The sequence below is a fragment of the Neisseria bacilliformis genome, from assembly GCF_014055025.1.
Lineage (GTDB): Bacteria > Pseudomonadota > Gammaproteobacteria > Burkholderiales > Neisseriaceae > Neisseria > Neisseria bacilliformis.
The window spans coordinates 1,971,146-1,990,293 of sequence record NZ_CP059571.1 but is presented as its reverse complement, the minus strand read 5'-3'; the positions used below and the strand labels follow the sequence as shown (position 1 = coordinate 1,990,293).

At 64.2% G+C, this 19,148-nt stretch carries 15 protein-coding genes; 11 read left to right on the top strand and 4 right to left on the bottom strand.

All coding sequences use genetic code 11. The features are described 5' to 3' along the window. The first annotated feature begins 153 nt into the window (after nucleotides 1-153). Complete coding sequence (locus H3L91_RS09625; RefSeq protein ID WP_154647220.1) at nucleotides 154-339, top strand: hypothetical protein; 186 nt, start codon at nucleotides 154-156, stop codon at nucleotides 337-339. A gap of 373 nt (nucleotides 340-712) precedes the next feature. Here H3L91_RS09625 and H3L91_RS09620 read toward each other — a convergent pair whose 3' ends face one another. Together H3L91_RS09620 and mutL are read right to left on the bottom strand one after the other, a co-directional pair. Continuing rightward, a complete protein-coding gene (locus H3L91_RS09620) occupies nucleotides 713-1,753 on the bottom strand; it encodes a nuclease-related domain-containing protein (RefSeq protein ID WP_007343623.1) in 1,041 nt (346 codons plus the stop codon). Nucleotides 1,754-2,012: 259 nt separating this feature from the next. Continuing rightward, nucleotides 2,013-3,917 carry a DNA mismatch repair endonuclease MutL gene (mutL, locus tag H3L91_RS09615; protein ID WP_040659655.1) on the bottom strand — a complete coding sequence of 635 codons (1,905 nt, stop codon included), beginning with the start codon at nucleotides 3,915-3,917 and terminating at the stop codon, nucleotides 2,013-2,015. Nucleotides 3,918-4,221: 304 nt separating this feature from the next. Between mutL and H3L91_RS09610 the strand changes: the two genes are divergently transcribed. The 4 genes from H3L91_RS09610 (at nucleotide 4,222) to H3L91_RS09595 (ending at nucleotide 9,656) form a co-directional block, all read left to right on the top strand. Then, nucleotides 4,222-7,653, top strand: a complete 3,432-nt coding sequence (locus H3L91_RS09610) for a DUF2339 domain-containing protein (protein WP_182109830.1) — start codon at nucleotides 4,222-4,224, stop codon at nucleotides 7,651-7,653. Further along, nucleotides 7,646-8,407, top strand: a complete 762-nt coding sequence (gene gloB / locus H3L91_RS09605) for a hydroxyacylglutathione hydrolase (protein WP_007343618.1) — start codon at nucleotides 7,646-7,648, stop codon at nucleotides 8,405-8,407. The genes H3L91_RS09610 and gloB overlap by 8 nt, the downstream gene beginning before the upstream one ends. 230 nt (nucleotides 8,408-8,637) lie before the next feature. Then, entirely contained in the window at nucleotides 8,638-9,360 is a 723-nt protein-coding gene (locus H3L91_RS09600) for an AzlC family ABC transporter permease (RefSeq protein ID WP_007343616.1), read from the top strand. Beyond that, nucleotides 9,357-9,656 (top strand): AzlD family protein, encoded by a 300-nt coding sequence (locus H3L91_RS09595; RefSeq protein ID WP_007343615.1) that lies wholly within the window; start codon nucleotides 9,357-9,359, stop codon nucleotides 9,654-9,656. The genes H3L91_RS09600 and H3L91_RS09595 overlap by 4 nt, the downstream gene beginning before the upstream one ends. Before the next feature lie 5 nt (nucleotides 9,657-9,661). Here H3L91_RS09595 and H3L91_RS09590 read toward each other — a convergent pair whose 3' ends face one another. Next, a complete protein-coding gene (locus tag H3L91_RS09590) occupies nucleotides 9,662-10,300 on the bottom strand; it encodes a class I SAM-dependent methyltransferase (RefSeq protein ID WP_007343614.1) in 639 nt (212 codons plus the stop codon). A 186-nt stretch (nucleotides 10,301-10,486) separates the two neighbouring features. On the opposite strand from H3L91_RS09590, the gene H3L91_RS09585 reads away from it, so the two are divergent. The 3 genes from H3L91_RS09585 (at nucleotide 10,487) to H3L91_RS09575 (ending at nucleotide 14,687) form a co-directional block, all read left to right on the top strand. Then, on the top strand, nucleotides 10,487-12,670 hold the full coding sequence (locus H3L91_RS09585) for a LysM peptidoglycan-binding domain-containing protein (protein WP_007343612.1): 2,184 nt from the start codon (nucleotides 10,487-10,489) through the stop codon (nucleotides 12,668-12,670). A gap of 245 nt (nucleotides 12,671-12,915) precedes the next feature. After that, a complete protein-coding gene (locus H3L91_RS09580; protein ID WP_007343610.1) occupies nucleotides 12,916-13,272 on the top strand; it encodes a hypothetical protein in 357 nt (118 codons plus the stop codon). Nucleotides 13,273-13,310: 38 nt separating this feature from the next. Next, the gene (locus H3L91_RS09575; RefSeq protein ID WP_007343609.1) at nucleotides 13,311-14,687 is read left to right on the top strand and encodes a phosphomannomutase/phosphoglucomutase; all 1,377 of its coding nucleotides are present in this window, start codon (nucleotides 13,311-13,313) and stop codon (nucleotides 14,685-14,687) included. 583 nt (nucleotides 14,688-15,270) lie between these two features. Here H3L91_RS09575 and H3L91_RS09570 read toward each other — a convergent pair. Continuing rightward, nucleotides 15,271-15,837 carry an adenine phosphoribosyltransferase gene (locus H3L91_RS09570; protein WP_007343606.1) on the bottom strand — a complete coding sequence of 189 codons (567 nt, stop codon included), beginning with the start codon at nucleotides 15,835-15,837 and terminating at the stop codon, nucleotides 15,271-15,273. Nucleotides 15,838-15,943: 106 nt separating this feature from the next. Between H3L91_RS09570 and gmk the strand changes: the two genes are divergently transcribed. Genes gmk through H3L91_RS09555 form a run of 3 tightly spaced genes read left to right on the top strand, consistent with a single transcriptional unit; the run spans nucleotide 15,944 to nucleotide 18,994 of the window. Further along, complete coding sequence (gene gmk, locus H3L91_RS09565; protein WP_007343605.1) at nucleotides 15,944-16,564, top strand: guanylate kinase; 621 nt, start codon at nucleotides 15,944-15,946, stop codon at nucleotides 16,562-16,564. Nucleotides 16,565-16,608: 44 nt separating this feature from the next. Then, nucleotides 16,609-16,815, top strand: a complete 207-nt coding sequence (gene rpoZ, locus H3L91_RS09560; RefSeq protein WP_007343604.1) for a DNA-directed RNA polymerase subunit omega — start codon at nucleotides 16,609-16,611, stop codon at nucleotides 16,813-16,815. 22 nt (nucleotides 16,816-16,837) lie between these two features. After that, nucleotides 16,838-18,994, top strand: coding sequence for a RelA/SpoT family protein (locus H3L91_RS09555; RefSeq protein WP_007343603.1), 2,157 nt, complete (start codon nucleotides 16,838-16,840; stop codon nucleotides 18,992-18,994). The last annotated feature ends 154 nt before the right edge of the window (nucleotides 18,995-19,148 follow it).

The window sequence follows — 19,148 nt, the reverse complement described above, 5'->3', positions numbered from 1 at the left end:
CGAAAACAGAGAGGCCGTCTGAAAACCGAAAATCCGGTTTTCAGACAGCCTCAAACCTTATCGGCAAAGCGTTTTCAAAAACGCAGCTTGCGTAGGGTGGGTTTTGACCCACCGTTGCATACACGGCGGCATTTGCAGGGAAGTTTGCAAACGGTGGGTCAAGACCCACCCTACAAGGTTCAGACGGCCTCAACATTTTCCGCCAGTCCCAACCGCTCCAACCACGTGCGTGGCTTGCGCCACACCCTACCAAGCGGCAGAGGCCGTCTGAAAAATCGGTTTTCAGACGGCCTCAAACCTTATCGGCAAAGCGTTTTCCAAAAAACGCAGCTTGCGTAGGGTGGTTCTTGACCCACCGTTGCATACACGGCGGCATTTACAGGGAAGTTTGCAAACGGTGGGTCGAGACCCACCCTACAAGGTTCAGACGGCCTCAACATTTTCCGCCAGCCCCAACAGCCCCAACCGCGTGCGTGGCTTGTGCTATGTTGACATTCAACTTTTGCAGTGGCTTTTTCGCCCTAAACCGGCATCTGCCGCGTTAAAAACATTCGCCAATGGATGGCATTGGCTCATGTTTTCGCCTTGCATCTGCCGTTTTATGACGCAAAATCCGCTGCAAAAGTTGAATGTCAACAGACCCTGCCAAGCGGCAGAGGCCGTCTGAAAAAACACTTTTCAGACGGCCTCTGCCTTTATACGGGGCGGCCGGCTATTTCGGCTGCGGGTGGTTTTTCTGGCAGTTGAAGCAGTACAACTTGCCGTGGAAGCGGTTTTTGTTGTTCCAGCAGAAGCGGGCGACGGTTTCGGTAACGGTTTTTTTGCAGTCGGCGCAGAACAGGCGCAGGCGGGGTTCGGCGGCGGCTTGCGCGGGTGGCGGGGCGGGTGCCGGATCGGGCGGCGGGGCGCAGGTGGGTGCGGCGGCGGGCGGCGGGGTATGCGGCTGCGCGGTTTGCCGCCCCGGGCTTTGGTGTTGCGGCCGCGCCGGTGTGGCGGGCTGCGGCGCGGGGTCGGTGATGCCGAAGCGGGCTTTCCAGTTGTAGCGGGGCGGGCAGTGGAAGGAGGCGAGGTATTCGGCGAAGTCGCGCAGGGTTTCGCAGGAAATCAGTTTGGCGACGGCAAGCGTTCCGACGATGCTGACTTCGTCTGTATCTTTGTTGATTCTTTTGCGCACTTGCTCGTTCTTGATGATTCTGTCCAGGTGTTTGACGTTTTTGCCATTGTTCGGACGGATGATTCGTGCGGAGTTGCCGACCAGAATCAGGCTGTAAAAGTTGGGTTTCATGCGCAGGCCGAGGCGGGTGGGCACTTCGATTTCGCCGTCGTCGAACATGCGTTTGAGCAGCAGGCGGTGGCGTTCGTTTTGTTCGATGGGCGAGGGGATGCCGTAGGGGCGGCCTTGGTAGAAGGCAGAAAATTCGCCGTGTTCGTTGACGGCCACGCCTTCGCCGAACTGTTTGCTTTCGCAGAGGTAGATTTCCAGAAAGCGGTTGATCAGCAGGTGGTCGATTTGGGCGGTGCTGCCTTGGTATTCCACGCGCAAGTCGTGGATGACCACCCAGTTTTCTTTGTGTTCGCCGTAGTGGAAGTCGATGTTGTAGGCGGCTTCCTTTTCTCCGGCCATGCCGGCGCGGATTTTGCGGATTTCGCTTTCGATTTTGCGCTTGGTTGCGCTGCCGACGTGGGGCAGGGCGAGCAGGGCGGTGAGTTCTTCGATGTCGCGGTCGCGGCTTTGCGCGTGTTTGATGATCATGGTTTTCCTTTGTTTGCGTTTGGGTTTTCAGGCCGTCTGAAAAGCTGTTTTGCGGTTTTCAGACGGCCTTTTGGTTTGGGTTGCGTGCGGTGTCGGGCAAACCGACGGCAGACAGAAACCGCGTGCGTGGCTGCCGCACACTCTACGGCAGCTTACGTAGGGTGGATCTTGACCCACCATTCCATGCACGGCGGTATTTGCAGGGAAGTCTGCAAACGGTGGGTCGAGACCCACCCTACTGTTCGGACGGCCTCCTGCGTTACTGGCCGCGCAGGAAGAGGGCGTCGAGTTCTTTGAGGGTGAGTTTCACCCAGGTGGGGCGGCCGTGGTTGCATTGGTTGCTGCGGGGGGTGTGTTCCATGTCGCGCAGCAGGGCGTTCATTTCGGGCAGGGTGAGGCGGCGGCCGGCGCGCACCGAGCCGTGGCAGGACATGGTAGCGAGGAGGCGGTTTTCGCGCGCTTCGATTTGCTGCGACGCGCCGTGTTCGGCGAAGTCGCGCAGCATGTCGCGGGCGAGGCTTTCGATGTCGGACGTGCCGAGCATTTGCGGCACGGCGCGCACGGCGATGCGGTTTTCGCCGACGGCGGAGAGGTCGAGGCCGTAGGCGCGCAGGCTGTCGGCGTGTTCGGCGAGGGCGGCGGTTTCTTCTCGGCTGGCGGCGAAGGTAACGGGGATGAGCAGGCTTTGGCTGTTGAGGCGGCCTTGGGTGTCGCGCTGGCGTTTCATTTTTTCATAGTTGACGCGTTCGGCGGCGGCGTGCATGTCGATGAGCAGCAGGCTGTCTTCGGCCTGGGCGAGGATGTAGATGCCCAAAAGTTGGGCGATGGCGTAGCCGAGGGGGTGTTCGGGCGGGTTGTCGGACGGGTTTTCAGACGGCCGCTCAGGCGGGAGGCGGCGGCTGTGTTCGAGGGCGGCGAGTTCGTGGTCTTCCTGCGGGCTGCGGCGGTAGAGTTCGGCGTAGGTGTCGAGGGCGCGGCGGCTTTCGTTGAGGCCGAGGCTGCGCTGCTGCGGGGCGCGGGCGTAGGGGGCGGGGGCGGTTTTGCCGCCGCCGGTTGGGGCGTTTGGGGCGTCTGAAAACGGGTTTTGCGGGTTTTCAGACGGCCTGTCTGCGTCGGGGATGCCGGCGATTTGGTGCAGCAGCGCGCCGGCGTTGCCGATGCTTTCGGTGCGGTCGGCGCGGGTGTCGGCGAGGGCTTTGTCGAGGGTGTGGAAGACAAACTGGTGCACCGCGCTGCTGTCGCGGAAGCGGATTTCGGTTTTGGCGGGGTGGACGTTGGCATCGACGGCTTCGGGGGGGAGATCGAGGAAGAGGACGAAGGCGGGGACGAGGGCGTGGTGGAGGACGTCGCGGTAGGCTTGTTTGACGGCGTGGAGGATGACTTTGTCGCGCACGCAGCGTCGGTTGACGAAGCAGTATTGCTGCGTGCTTTTGCCTTTGGCGAAGGTGGGTTTGGCAATGAGGCCGTAAAGCGTCATGCCGCCGGCTTGGGCGGAAACGGGCAGGGAGGCCGTCTGAAAATCGTGTCCGACGATGGCGGCGGCGCGCGCTTCCAGCGTTTGCGGGGGGAGTTTGAAAACGGGTTTGCCCTCGCGGGTGAGAGAGAAGGCGGTGGCGGGGAAGGCGAGCGCGAGGCGTTCGAGCATGGCGGCGCAGTGGGCGGCTTCGGTGTTGTCGGATTTGAGGAATTTGCGGCGGGCGGGGGTGTTGAAGAAGAGGTCGGCCACTTCGACGGTGGTGCCTTCGGGCGCGGCGGCGGCGGATACGGGGGAGAGGCTGCCGTCTTCGGCGCGGATGGTGCGGGCGTGGCCCTCGCCGCTTTGGCGGCTGGTGAGGGTGAGGCGGCTGACGGAGGCGATGCTGGCCAGCCCTTCGCCGCGAAAACCCATGCTGGCGACGCGTTCCAAATCGCGCAAACCGCTGATTTTGCTGGTGGCGTGGCGCGAGAGGGCGAGGGCGAGGTCGTCGGGGTGGATGCCCGCGCCGTTGTCGGTAACGCGCAGCAGTTTCACGCCGCCGCCTTCGATTTCGACGGAGATGGCGGTTGCGCCGGCGTCTATGCTGTTCTCGACGATTTCTTTGAGGGCGTTGGCGGGGCGTTCGACCACTTCGCCGGCGGCGATTTGGTTGACAAGGTGGTCGGGCAGGGCGGCGATGCGGGGCATGGCGGGTCTCGTGCGGGCGGGAAAAGGCGGCATTATAAGGCATGGGGCGTAGGGGAGGCCGTCTGAAAAACGGCTTACGGACGGGGCGCATGCGTTTTCAGACGGCCTTTTTGCTGCGCTGCGGATTTGTGTTTGCGCCATGCCGCTGCTGTGTCGAAACCGCGTGCGCGGCTTGCGCCGCACAGCCTGCTTCAACGGCAAAAGGCCGTCTGAAAAAGCGAAATCCGTTTTTCAGACGGCCTTTTTGCCGTGCGGCGGTTTGGCGTTTACAATCCGCCGCAGATTGTTCCTGCGGGAGAATGGTATGAAATACATCCTGTTTTGCGCGGCCGCGCTGATTGGTTTGCTGGTTGGCGACGCAGTGGCGGGGCTGCTGACCGGCGCGGCTTTGTGGGCGGCGGCCTGGCTGTTTGAAGCGGAGCGGGGGCGCGGGCGGGATGAGGCGGACGCGCTGCGCCGCGAGGTGGACGATTTGCGGCGGCGGGTGGCGCGGCTGGAAGGTTTACGGGCCGCGCCGCAGGCGGATGCCGCGCCGCCGCAGACGTTGGACGCGCCCGCCGCCGTGCCTGCGGGCAATCCGCCCGAGCCCGCCGCCGCCAGGGCGGACGCGCCGCAATCCGCGCCGCAGTCGGCATTGGCGCGGCTGCGGGCGGCGCGAGAAAACACGGCTTTGCCGCAGGCACGCGGGGATGACGTTTCCGAAACCTTTGCCGCACCGGCGCAACAGGGTTTTCAGACGGCCTCCGAGCCGCAAACACGCGGGGCGGATGCTGCCGCGCAGCAAGGTTTGCAACAGGATTTTCAGACGGCCTCTGCGCCTGCGCGTGAAACGGCTGCGCTGTCTGACGGCGCGGATTTTGCCGCAGCCGCCGAAGCCGCTGTTCCGCAAGGTTTTCAGACGGCCTCCGAGCCGCAAGCGCGCGGAGCGGATGCTGCCGCGCAGCAGGATTGGCAACGCGGTTTTCAGACGGCCTCTGCCCCGCGCAGGCCGTCTGAAAACGTGCCCACCGCGCCGCAGGATGCCGGAAACACGCTTTGGGCGTGGTTTGTGCGCGGCAATCCGCTGTTGAAAACGGGCGTGGTGGTGCTGTTTCTCGGCCTGGCCTTTCTGCTGCGCTACGCTTCGGAGCGGGTGCAGATTCCGGTGGGGCTGCGTTATCTGACAGTGGCGGGGGCGGGTTTGGCCGCCGCGCTTGCGGGCTGGAAGCTGCAAGGCCGCCGCCGCGAGTACGGCTTGGTGCTCGAAGGCTTCGGCATGGCGGTGATGTACCTCACCGCGCTGGCGGCTTTGAAGCTGCATCCGCTGTTGCCTGCGCCGGTGGTGTTTGCGGCGATGGCGGCTTTGGTGGCGGCTGCGGCGGCGATGGCGGTGAAACAGGATGCGCAGCCGATGGCGCAGGCCGCGCTGGTCGGCGGTTTGGCCGCGCCGCTGCTGGTGTCGGACGGCAGCGGGCAGTATGTGGTGCTGTTTTCCTATCTCGCGCTGTTGAACGCGGGCGTGGCGGCGGTGGCGTGGTTTAAGGCGTGGCGGCCGCTGAATCTGACCGGTTTCGCGGGCACGTTTCTGATTGGGGCGGCGTGGGGGCTGCGCGATTACGCGCCGCCGCTGTTTGCTTCTGTCGAACCGTTTTTGCTGTACCACTGGCTGTTGTACACGCTGGTGGCCTTGTTTTTCGCCCGCCGCCGCCTGCTGGATGCGGAGGCGGACGACGCGCCGCCGCTGGCCGACAATGCGACGCTGGACGAAATCTTCACGCGCATCGCGGCGCACGGGATGCGTGTGCCGCTGCCCGACCACACGCTGCTGTTCGGCACGGCCTTTGCCGCCTTCGGCCTGCAATGGGCGATGGTGAAACACTGGCCGCACGGGGCGGGCTGGTCTGCGCTGGGCTTTGCCGCCGCCTACGCGCTCTTCGCGCTGCTGCTGCGCGGCGAAGGCGGGCTGCGGCCGCTGCGGCAGGCGTTTGCCGCGCTGGCTCTGGTGTGGGCGACGCTGGCGGTGCCGCTGTTTTTCAACGGCGCGGATACGGCTTCGCTGTGGACGCTGGAAGCCGCGCTGGTGTATTGGTTCGGCCTGCGCCAAAGGCTGCCGCATCTGCGCCTGAGTGCGCTGGCGGTGTATCTGCTCGCGGCTCTGGCGCAGCTTGCCGCGTTCCGCGTCGGCGCGGGTGTTTCCGGCGGCCTGATACAGGGTTCGCCCACCGCCGCGCTGCTGGCGGCGGCCGGCGGCGGGCTGCTGTATTTTTCATGGGCGCAATACCGCCGCGAGGGTTCGGCAGCGTGGGAACGCGGTTTTCAGACGGCCGCTGCCGCCGCCGCTCTGTTTTACGCCTCGCTGCTGCCGCTGTTGCTGTTTGCCTCGGCCAAGCCGCTGATGACGGCCTACGCGCTGCTTGCCCTGGCGTGGGCGGCCTGCCGCTACCGGCAGGGGCAGGCCGTGTTCGCCGTGTTTGCGCTCTTGTGCGCGCTGGTGCTGCCGCTGGCGTATCTGGCCGACCCGTTCTGCTGTTTCGCCTTTCTGCCGCTGGGCGCGAGACACGCGCTGCCGCTTTTTGACGCGGCGCATTATCTGCTGCTGTCCGCCGCGCTGGCCGCCGCCGCGTGGCTGTTGTCGCGCCCGCAGCGGGGCGGGGCGGGGCAGGCGGCGGGCGCGGTGGTGCTCGCCATTGCGCTGGCTCTGGCCGACGCGGCCTGGCGCGGGGTGTTGTGGCCGTCTGAAAACGCCGCCCGCTGGCTGCATCCCGTGCTGCTGCTCGCGCCTTTCGTGTTTGCCGCCCGCTACCTGCGCCGGCGCGGGGCGCAGTATCTGCTGCTGGCCGCCGCGCTGTTTTACGCCGCGCTGCTGCTGCCGGAAAACTTCCGCGCCGCGCCGTTTGCCGCGTGGGGCATCCTTGCGGCGCACACCGCGCTGGCGGCGTGGCTGCTGTCGGACGAAGGCGCAGACACAGAGGACGCGGATGGTGGTTTCACCGCCGCCGTGCACGCCGCCGCGCTGCTGCTGTTCGGCCTGCTGTGGCAGAAACTGGTTTTTCAGACGGCCTCTTTATGGCTGGGCGGCGTGTGGCTGCAACTGACCTGGCTGGCCGTGCCTGCGGCTTATCTGCTGCTGTCGGCCAAAGCCCGCCCCGCGCTGTTTGCACGCCATCCGTCGGCCTACCGCGCCTTCGGCGGCGCGGCCTGCGCGCTGGCCGCCGCCGCGTGGCTGCTGTGGGCGAACTTCTCCGCGCCCCACGCGCCTTCGCCGCTGCCCTATCTGCCCGTGTTCAACCCGCTGGAACTGGCCGCCGCCGCGCTGCTGTGGTTCGGCTTCGCCGCCCTGCCGCGCCTCGGCCGGAACGAAAACGCGCGGCGGGCGGGGTTTTACGCCCTCTGCGCCGCCGCCTTCCTCACCATCAGCGCGGGCGTGATGCGCCTGTGGCATTTCTACGGCGGCACCGCATGGCGCGCCGACGCGCTGCTGCGCTCGGTGGGCTTGCAGGCCGGCTTGTCGGTGGTGTGGGCGCTGGCCGCCATCGTGCTGATGGTGTCGGGCAACCGCAGCGGCCGCCGCGCGCGCTGGATGGCCGGCGCGGTGCTGATGGGCGTGGTGGTGGTCAAACTCTTTTTGGTCGAGCTGGGCAACAGTGGCGGCATCGAACGCATCGCCTCGTTCATCATCGTCGGCCTGCTGCTGCTTCTGGTCGGCTGGTTCGCCCCCGTACCGCCGCGCGAAGGCGAAGGAGGCGGCGATGAATAAACCGCTTGCCGTCGTCCCAATCCCCGCCCTGTCCGATAACTACATCTGGCTGCTTTCAGACGGCCGAACCGCCGCCTGCGTCGATCCGGGCGAAGCCGCGCCCGTGCTCGATTTCCTCAACGCACACGGCCTCGCCCTCGCGCAAATTTGGATCACCCACCACCACGGCGACCACACCGGCGGAGTCGCCGAACTCAAACGCCGCTTCCCCAAATGCGCCGTCTATGGCGGCGGCGACGTCCCCGCAGCCGACATGGCGGCAGGGGAGGGCGGGATAATCCGCTTCGCCGGACGCACCGCCCGCGTCTGGCACATCCCCGGCCACACCGCCGGCCACCTCGCCTACCTGCTCGAAGACGGCGGCAGAACGCACGTTTTCTGCGGCGACACCCTGTTTTCCGCCGGCTGCGGCCGCGTCTTCACCGGCACGATGGAACAGCTCGCCGCCTCCTGCCGCCGCCTTGCCGCGCTGCCCGACGACACCCTGCTGTACCCCGCCCACGAATACACCGCCGCCAACCTCGCCTTCGCCGAGTGCGTCGAACCCGGCAACCCCGACATCCGCGCCGCGCGGCAACAGGCCGCGCACCCGCCCACCCTGCCCGTTACCCTCGTCCACGAAAAACGCATCAACCCCTTCCTGCGCACCGCCCACCCCGCTGTTGCCTGCCGCGCCGCCGAAGCCGCAGGCCGCCCCCTGCCCGACGAAACCGCCGTCTTCGCCGCCCTGCGCGAATGGAAAAACAGGTTTTGAGGCCGTCTGAAAACCGCAGGGTGGGTCTTGACCCGCCAAAATATCGAATGTTCGGCAAACGGCGGGTCGAGACCCGCCCTGCTTAACCGCAGAGGCCGTCTGAAAACGCAGTTTCGGCGCCGCCGAAAAGCAAAACCCGCTTTTCAGACGGCCTCTCTCTATTCCGCCGCCGCCGTCCGCTATAATCCGCCCCTTTTCCGAGTGCCGTTTCAAATAAGGACAATGACGATATGGACGCTTTGCACGCTGCCACGCCCGCGCGGGAGTTCCGGCGCGGGATGAAAGACTGCCTCCCCATCATCATCGGCCTCCTGCCCTTCGCGCTGATTTTGGGCGTCCAGGGGGCGCAGAAGGGGATGAGTGTGTTGGAGATGCCGCTGATGACGGGGCTGAATTTTGCCGGCGGTTCGGAGTTTGCCGCTGTCGGGTTGTGGCAAAAGCCGCTGCCGGTGCTGCTGATTGTCGGCGTTACCTTTATGATCAATACGCGCCACATTCTGATGGGGGCGGCCTTCGCGCCCTATATCCGCCATCTGCTGCCGCGCAGGCTGTTTCCCGCGCTGTTTCTGATGACCGACGAGAGCTGGGCGATGGCGATGGCGGACATCCGCCGGCGCAAAGAGGCGGGGCTGCCGGCGTTCAGCCTGCACTACTATATGGGCGTGAGTCTGACGCTGTATGTGGTGTGGGTGGCCGCGTCGGCGGCGGGGGCGGCCGTCGGGCCGGTGCTGGGGGACGTGTCGGCGTGGGGCTTCGGCATGGCGTTTCCCGCCGTGTTTCTGGTGCTGCTGCGCGGGATGTGGAAGGGTTGGAAGCCCGCGCTGCCGTGGTTTGCCAGTTTGGCGGCGGCTGCGGTGGCGTACCGCGCGGCGGGCGGGGCGTGGTATGTGCCGGCGGGGGCGGCGGCGGGGCTGCTGACGGCGTTTTTTACCGCTTCGGAGGATGAATCGTGATTTCGTGGGACGCACTGCTGGTAGTGCTGGGGATGCTGACGGTTACTTACGCCACGCGGCTGACGGGGTTTTTCGCGCTGCGCAACCGCACGCTGGGCAAACGCGCAGCGAAGGTGATGGATGCCGCGCCCGGCTGCGTGCTGGTGGCGGTGATTGCGCCGTATTTTGTTTCGGACAAGCCGCACGAGCTGATTGCCGCCGTGGTGGCGGTGCTGGCCGCCAGCCGCCTGCCGATGCTGCCGACCGTGCTGCTGGCGGTGGGCACGGCGGGGCTGCTGGGGCAGTTTTTCGCTTAGGCGGTTTACGCGCCCTGCAAGTCCCATGCGGGTTCGGGCGGTACGGGCGCAATCAGGCCGCCCAGCGGGTGCACGCCCGCCTGCCGTTTGGCCAGCACCACAGCGTAAACCAGCGCGGCGGCCGGCCAGCCGTGTTTTGCGGCGTCGGCCGTTTCGTCCGCCGGCGGCCAGCACACCAGCCATTCGGTGCGCTCCGCCTCAAAGCCCGCGTCCTGCCACAGGGTTTTCAGACGGCCTATCGGGATGCTGTTTCCCCCGTCGGGAAAGGGTTTGCGCTCGGCGCGGTAGAGCAGCCGCCACACCGAATGCGGGTTGAAGCCGCTCAGCACCAGCCGGCCTTCTGCCGCCAAAACGCGGTAGGCTTCGTGCAAAACGCCCGCGCGGCAGGGGGTTTCCAGGCCGTGCGGCAGCAGCAGCAAATCCATGCTGTCGGCCGCGAAGGGCAGGGCGTCGGCGGCCAGCATACAGTCCCTGCCCGCACGCACCGCCGCGCCGTGCGTCAAATCCCATTGCGGCCTGCCGAGCTGTAAGGCCGTCTGAAAAGGCAAATCGGCGGCGGCGCGGCGGAAAAAATCCTGCTCGCACGCGGCGGCGCGCAGCCCGACGGTGCTGCACTCGAAACGGCCGGACGGTTGCGTGTCCATAGCCTTTCCTCCCGTTCAAAAAAAACGACAAATGCTTATTTTGCCATTGTCTGCCGCCCGCAAACAGCGGCGCGTCAAACGGACAAGCGGTTTAACATGTTGAAAATTTTTACACTTGGATAACCTTGACGCGTCTGCGGGTATCAAGTTAGTATGCGCCGTTGTTACCAGCCGAAAACCAAAAACATGTCTTCGATAAAAACCCTTGCAGTAGCCATTACGGGGCTGTCTGTCTTCTCCGCCGCGCACGGCCAGAGCTATCAGAACAACCATTACAGCAAAAGCCAGATCGGCATGGCACTGATGCGCGCCAACACCGTCTCCCTCGACCACGGCAAAATCAAACACGGCCACAACAGCGTCTGGGCATACCTGCGCAGCGATTTCCGCATGGCCGAAGTCAATCCCGAACTCGTGCGCCGCCACGAAAGCAAATACGCCTCCTCGGCCGCCTACTTCAACCGCACCATCGAGCGCAGCCGCCCCTATATGTACCACATCAGCCGCGAAGTGGCCAAACGCAACATGCCGGCCGAAATCGCCCTGCTGCCCTTTATCGAAAGCGCGTTCGTTACCAAAGCCAAATCCGGCGTCGGCGCGTCCGGCCTGTGGCAGTTCATGCCCGCCACCGGCCGCCACTACGGCCTCGAACAAACCCCGCTCTACGACGGCCGCCACGACGTTTACGCCGCCACCGACGCGGCTCTGAACTACCTCGAATACCTGCACGGCCTCTTCGGCGACTGGTCGCTCGCGCTGGCCGCCTACAACTGGGGCGAAGGCAACGTCGGCCGCGCCGTCAACCGCGCCCGCGCGCAAGGCTTGGAGCCGGTGTACGAAAACCTCAAAATGCCCGCCGAAACGCGCAACTATGTCCCCAAGCTCCTGGCCGTGCGCAACATCGTCAACAACCCCGAATATTTCGGCATCAGCTTCTCCGACCTCGACAACAAGCCCTTCTTCAAAGCCGTAGACATCGACCAGCCCATCGACCTGAACGCCGCCGTGCGCCTGGCCGGCATCAGCCGCAGCGAGTTCGACGCGCTCAATCCTGCTTTCAAATCGCCCGTCTACATGCCCAAGCTCGGCCGCAAACTGCTGCTGCCCGTTGCCGCCGCCGCCAATTTCGAGCGCAACTACAAAAAAGCCGACCGCGCCACCCTGCTTTCCTGGGACGTGTACACCCCCTACGCCAACACCACCCTCTCCGCCATCGCTGCCGAAACCGGCATGAACACCGCCGAACTCAAACGCCTCAACGGCCTGAGCAAAGACAGCATCGCCGCAGGGCGCAGCATTTTGGTGGCGAAAAACAGCTTCGGCGGAAAAGGCGGCGACGCGCTCACCAACTTCATCGCCCTTGACAAAGACCTCAACCCGAACGACAACAAGCTGCAAAGCGTGCCCGAAATGGGCGTCGCCACCGCCATCGCCAGCGCGCAGCCGAGTTTCACCGCGCCACCGCAGCCGGCCAACGCGCCCGCCCTGCCGCCGCAGTCGGCCTTTGCCGCCGCGCAGCCTGCGGCCAGAACCGACATTGTTCAGACGGCCTCCGTCCAAACCACCCTGCCGCTGGACAAACCCGCCACCCCCGCCCCTGCGGCCTTTGCCGCCCAAGCTGCCGCCGTCAAAGACACCGCCGCACAACCCGCGCCGGTACAGACCGCCGCCGCACAAACGGCATCCGCCCCCGTCTCCATGCCCGCGCAGGCGCAAACTGTCGCCGCGCAGCAAGCCGCAACACCGCCGCAAGCCGCCGCGCAAACGCAGCCGGGCGTGCAAACTGCCGCAGCGGAAAACGACGGCAACGGCGACCCGCTGATGGATTTCGTCCGCCAAACCGCCTCCGCCGAACAGTCCGCGCCGCCCGAAGCCGCCGCGTCTTCCGAACGCATCCCGACACAGGTCGAAGTTCTGGCATTGGCCGAAGCCACCGCCCGCGAAGCCGCCGAGCGCAGCCGCCAGGCCAAACTCGCCGCCGAACGCGCCAAACAGCAGAAAGCCGAAGCCCGCGCGCTGGCCGCCGCCAAACCCGCCGCGCCGCCCGCCACCCACAAAGTCGCCCACGGCGACACCCTGTTCAATATCGCCAAACGCTACGACATGAACGTGGCCGACCTCGTGGCAAACAACGGCATCAAAGGCAACACCATCCACGAAGGCCAGATATTGAAAGTGGCCGCCGCCCAAACGGCCAAAGGCAAAACCGGGCAGAACAACATCCGCCAGGTTTCCTACACCGTCCGCCAAGGCGACACCCTGGCCGGCATCGCCCGCCGCTTCAACGTCGATGTCAAAGACGTGCGCCGCTGGAACAACAACAGCACCGTCCTCAAACCCGGCCAAAGCATCAAACTGCAAGGCAGCTAGTGTCTGTTTGCAATTGGTTTGCGCAGCGGGTTTTGCTTTGACACCGGCAGATGCGAGGCGCAAACCGCAGCAAGGTTTGGACACCTTGCGAGGATTTGCAACGCGGCAGATGCCGTTTTATGGCGCAAAAACCGCCGTAATACCAAATGCAAACAGACCCTAAGCCGCCTTCCCCCGTTTTTCAGACGGCCTGTACCGCCAACAGGCCGTCTGAAAACATTTCGCCAACCCGATAAGCGCATATAATGAAACGTCCCCTGTTTTTGATCATGCTCATTGCCGCCTGCCGCCTCGCGGCACAGCCCGATATGCCCATGCTTGCCATTACCGGCCACACCGCCGAACCCGCCGCGCTTTATTCCGTATCAATCAACAATGATGTGCTTGCCGTCTATGAAACTGCCGAGCCGCTGTCCGCCGCGCAGGCCGTCCGGCTAAATATCGCGCCCGAAAACAGGCCGGTCAGAAGCGTGTCCTTGGAACTGCTGTACCGCAACCGATACATCACCGCGCAATGCGCACCTGCGCCCGCACCGGCAGGAAAAACCCTGCTGATCGCCTCCAACGGCACGGAAAAACCGGATTGCCGCTGGCAGGATTGATTTCAGATTTGCCCATTACCCCGCAAAGGAGCCTCCGCATGGCACACGCCGCCCCCGAAATCTTCAAAGCCTACGACATACGCGGCATCGTCGGCCGAACCCTCACGGAAGACACCGCCTACCTCATCGGCCGCGCCGTTGCCGCACGCGCTGCAGCACAGGGCATCGGCAGCATCGCCGTCGGCCGCGACGGCCGCCTCAGCGGCGCGGCACTCTCCGCCGCCCTCGGCCAAGGGCTTACTGACAGCGGCATCGCCGTAACCGACACCGGCACCGTCGCCACCCCCATGCTCTATTTCGCCGCCCTGACCGAATGCGGCGGCAGCGGCATCATGATTACCGGCAGCCACAACCCGCCCGAATACAACGGCTTTAAAATCATGCTCGGCGGCGACACCCTCGCCGGCGAAGACATCCGGCAGCTGCGCGACCTGATCGAAAACGAAGCCTTCACCGACGGCAGCGGCAGCATTCGGCACCTCGACATCGCCGCCGCCTACCAAACCGCCATCACCTCGCACATCACCCTTGCCCGCCCGATGAAAATCGCCATCGATGCCGGTAACGGCGTGGCCGGAGCCTATGCCGGCAGCCTCTACCGCGCACTCGGCTGTGAAGTGCAGGAACTCTTCTGCGACGTGGACGGACGCTTCCCCAACCACCACCCCGATCCCGCCAAACCCGAAAACCTGGGCGAGCTGATTGCCGCCGTGCAAAACGGCCCCGCCGAAGTCGGTCTTGCCTTCGACGGCGACGGCGACCGCCTCGGCGTCGTCAGCAAAAGCGGCAGCATCATCTACCCCGACCGCCAGCTCATGCTGTTCGCCCGCGACGTCCTCAGCCGCAGGCCGCAGGCCAAAGTCATCTACGACGTCAAATCCACCCGCCTGCTCGCCCCCTGGATACGGCGGCACGGCGGCGAACCCGTTATGGAAAAAACCGGCCACAGCTTCATCAAAGCCGCCATGAAGCGCAGCGGCGCGCTGCTGGCCGGCGAAATGAGCGGCCACACCTTCTTTAAAGAACGCTGGTACGGCTTCGACGACGGCATGTACGCCGGCGCGCGCCTGCTCGAAATCCTCTCCCGCAGTGCCAACCCCACCGCCGAACTCGACGGCCTGCCCCAGGCCGCCGCCACCCCCGAAATCAACATCCCCCTGCCCGAAGGCGCAAACGGCAGCCAAACCGTTGCCGAACTGGCCGCCGCCGCCCGCTTCGACGGCGCGGAGCAAACCATCACCATCGACGGCCTGCGCGTTGAATTCCCCGACGGCTTCGGCCTTATCCGCGCCTCCAACACCACCCCCGTCCTCGTCCTGCGCTTCGAGGGCGACACCCCCGCCGCTCTCGAACGCATCCGCGCCCAATTCCGCGCCGCCCTGTCCGCCAAACCCGAACTCGTCTGGCCGCAGTAGGGCGTATCGCCCCATTAAGCGGCGCACGCATTCCTGCCGCACCGGTACAGGCCGTCTGAAAACATGGTTTCGGCAGGCTGCGCACAATAGCCGGGACTACGCCGCACGCCTACCCGAGTCCGCCCATGCCGAACCCGATGTAGGGTATGTCGCTCCGCGACGCACGCGGTTTCGGCTGCACGGCGGGCGTTTGGGGCTGCCGTGAACAGGCCGTCTGAAAACCGGAAATCCGGTTTTCAGACGGCCTTTTGCACCGACAACACAAATGCGGCTGATAAAGCAGGGTGTGCCGCCCGAAATAGCGCACGCGGTTTCAGACGGCCTGAATGGCAAAGAACGCGTACCGCCTGCCATGCAAACAGCGGAACGGATGTTTCCGTTATAGTGGATACAGATAAAAAGTATTCTGTGTAGGCCGGGCTTCAGCCCGGCAAAATATCGGATCAATATCGATTTAGCCGGGCTGAAGCCCGGCTTACGATGGGTGTCCTTTATTTTGTTCTACCATACCCTGCTGCACAAAAAGGCCGTCTGAAAACCGAAAATCCGGTTTTCAGACGGCCTTCTGCGCTTTGCCGCCGCCTTATCGCGGCAGGCAGCCTTCGTTTTGGTAGAGCGTAAACAGCGGCACGCCCGCGTCGCGGATGCGTTGGCCGCCGGGCAGGTCGGTGAATTCCAAAATCGCCGCCGCTTCCACCACCTTCCCGCCGAGCCGGCGGATCAGTTCCGCGCCCGCCAGCATCGTGCCGCCTGTGGCCACCAAATCGTCCACCAGCAGTACCTGCGCCCCCGGTTCGAGCGCGTCGGTGTGGATTTCCACCACCGCCTCGCCGTATTCCAGCGCGTATTTCTGCGACACGGTGGTAAACGGCAGCTTGCCTTTCTTGCGGATGGGCACGAAGCCCACATTGAGCTGGTAGGCCAGAGCCGCGCCGATGATGAAGCCGCGCGCGTCCAAGCCCGCCACCGCGTCGATTTTCTGCCCCATGTAGCGGTAAACCAAAAGATCGACCAGCAGGCGGAAATACTGCGGGCTTTGCAGAATCGGCGTAATGTCGTGAAACAAAATCCCTTTTTCCGGCCAGTCGGGTATCTTGCGCATTTTTTCAAACAGGGCTTCCACGCCCATCACTTCGGGATGAACCAGCATCGCCGCGTCCTCACTGTAAAAAGCAAAACACGCATTTTAACAAATTTTCTATTCCACAGTGGTTGCGCTATAATCCGAAGCCTTGATTCTCCGCGTTTTCCGCATCATGACCGCAAAAACCCCCGGCAACGTCTTCATCATCTCCGCCGCCTCCGGCACAGGCAAAACCACGCTGGTTTCCCGCCTGCTGTCCGCCCATGCCGACGTGCGCGTCTCCGTCTCGCACACCACCCGCGCCCCGCGCGAAGGCGAGCGGCACGGCGAACACTATTATTTCGTCGGCACGGCCGAATTTGAAGACATGATAGACGGCGGCGGTTTTCTCGAACACGCCAATGTGTTCGGCAACTATTACGGCACCAGCATGAGCGGCCTCAAAGCCCTGCAACACCAAGGCTTCGACGTGATATTGGAAATCGACGTGCAGGGAGCCGCCCAAGTGCGCCGCGCCCTGCCCGAAGCCGTCAGCATCTTCATCCTTCCGCCCAGCTTCGCCGTGTTGGCCGAACGCCTGCGCGGGCGCGGCACCGACACGGCCGAAGTCATCGAAACCCGCCTGCGCCAGGCGCGCGGCGAAATCGAACAGTCGCTGCTGTTCGACTACATCGTCGTCAACCGCGACCTGCCCGCCGCAGAAGCCGAACTCTCCGCCATCATCCGCGCGCAGCGGCAAACCCAGGCGCGGCAGAAAAACTTTATCGAAGCATTGTTGTCCGAAAAATTCTGAACCCATCCGATCTGTTGTTTTAACTTTCAAAAAGGAACAAACCCATGGCACGCATCACCGTAGAAGACTGCGCCGACAAAATCCCCAACCACTTCGACCTGACCCTCGCCGCCGCCCGCCGCGCCCGCCAGCTCGAAAACGGCACCGCCCCGCTGGTGGACGACGTGCGCCACGACAAACCCACCGTTACCGCCCTGCGCGAAATCGCCGCCGGCGAAGTAACGGCGGAAATCCTCAACCGCAGCAAATAAACCCGCCGTAGGCCGTCTGAAAATGTCCGCCCCAGCCCCCGCCGCCGCCTACGACCCGCTCACCGCCGAAGCCCGCACCCGCCTGTTTCAGACGGTCTCCTACCTGCCCGACGACGACTTGCAGCGTCTCGAACAAGCCTGCGCCTACGCCTTCGCCGCCCACGACGGCCAAACGCGCAAAAGTGGTGAACCCTACATCACCCACCCCATCGCCGTCGCCACCGAGCTGGCCAAATGGCACATGGACATCCAAACCCTCAGCGCGGGGCTGATGCACGACGTGCTGGAAGACACCGGCACCACCAAAGCGGAAATGGCGGCCGAGTTCGGCGACACCATCGCCGACATGGTCGACGGCCTCTCCAAGTTGGAAAAACTCAAATACGACGACCAAACCGAACACCAGGCCGAAAGTTTCCGCAAACTCATCCTCGCGATGACCAAAGACATGCGCGTCATCATCGTCAAACTGTCCGACCGCCTGCACAACATGCGCACCCTCGGCTCCATGCGTCCCGACAAACGCCGCCGCATCTCGCAGGAAACCCTGGAAATCTACGCCCCCATCGCCAACCGCATCGGCCTGAACCCCGTCTACCGCGAATTGCAGGACCTGGCCTTCCAAAACATCCACCCCGCCCGCTACCGCACCCTGCAAAAAGCCATGCACAACTTCCGCCGCAACAGGCGCGACATCGTCGGCAGAGTGCTGGCCGCCTTCGCGCAGCGGCTGGTCGGCGCGAACATCGAAGCGCAAATCAAAGGCCGCGAAAAAAAACTGTACAGCATCCACCAGAAAATGCGCAACAAACACCTGCGCTTTGAAGAAGTAACCGACATCTACGGCTTCCGCGTCATCACCGACAGCATCCCCGCCTGCTACGCCGCCCTCGGCGCACTGCACAACCTCTACCAGCCCAAGCCCGGCAAATTCAAAGACTACATCGCCATCCCCAAAAGCAACGGCTACCAAAGCCTGCACACTACCCTCACCGGCCCGCACGGCCTGCCCATAGAAGTGCAGATCCGCACCCGCGAAATGAACGCCGTTGCCGAAAACGGCATCGCCAGCCACTGGGCATACAAATCCGGCGACGACAGCCCCGACCAGGCCACCCTCAACGCCAACAAATGGCTGCAAAACATCCTCGACTTGCAGGCGCGTTCGGCCAACGCCGTCGAATTTCTCGAACACGTCAAAATCGACCTCTTTCCCAGTGAGGTTTACATTTTCACCCCCAAAGGCCGCATCCTAGTCCTGCCCGAAGGCGCCACCCCCATAGATTTCGCCTACGCCGTGCACACCGACGTCGGCAACCGTGCCGTCGCCGCCCGCATCAACAACGCCGCCGTCCCCCTGCGCACCCCGCTCAAAACCGGCGACACCGTCGAAATCATCACCTCTCCCGCCGCCCGCCCCAACGCCGCCTGGCTCAACTTCGCCGTTTCCGGCCGCGCCCGCAGCGCCATCCGCAGCTACATCAAAAACCTGAACCGCCAGGACGCCGTCCGTCTCGGCGAAAACCTGCTGCAAAAAGCCCTCTCCGGCCTGCTGCCGCGCGACGTGCTCCTCTCGGAAGAACTCAAAGAAGCCTACCTCGCCGACCTCACCGAAAAACAAACCAGCTTTGAAGACGTTTTATACAGCGTCGGCATGGGGCACATCCTGCCCGTGTCCGTCGCCATGCACATCGCCGCCCTCGCGGGCGAACACCTCGGCGGCGAAATCCGCCTGAGTCCCCTCAAAATCAGCGGCAACGAAACCGGCCGCGTCCAACTCGGCCCCTGCTGCAACCCCATCCCCGGCGACACCGTCCGCGCCGTCCTCATCAAAGACCAGGGCCTCATCATCCACCGCGAAAACTGCCCCAACCTGCTCAAAACCGACCCCGACCAGCAGCTTGATGCCGACTGGGAAGCCATCGCCGGCCAAACCTACCACACCTCCCTGCTCGTCGCCTCGCAAGACAGCCACGGCCTGCTGGCCGCCATGGCACTGGCCATGTCCGAACAGGGCGCGGACATCGAAGCCGTCGAAACCCCCTCGCAAAGCCAGTCGGGCACAGAAGGCTTCATCGAATTCAAATTCCGCATCAAAACCAAAGACCTCGCCCAGCTCAACAACATCATTCAAGCCCTCAAAGACATCCCGCAGGTACAGCGCGTAACCAGGGTTTGAACAGCGCGTAAAACACAAAAAAGCCGTCTGAAAAACGTTTTTCAGACGGCCTTTTTGTGTGTTTGCAGCCCGATCATCCGCCCCGAAGCTGTCCGCTTTGCCGGTCGAACCCCCGCACGGCCTGCCGCACAACGGTGCATACGGTTTCCCACGC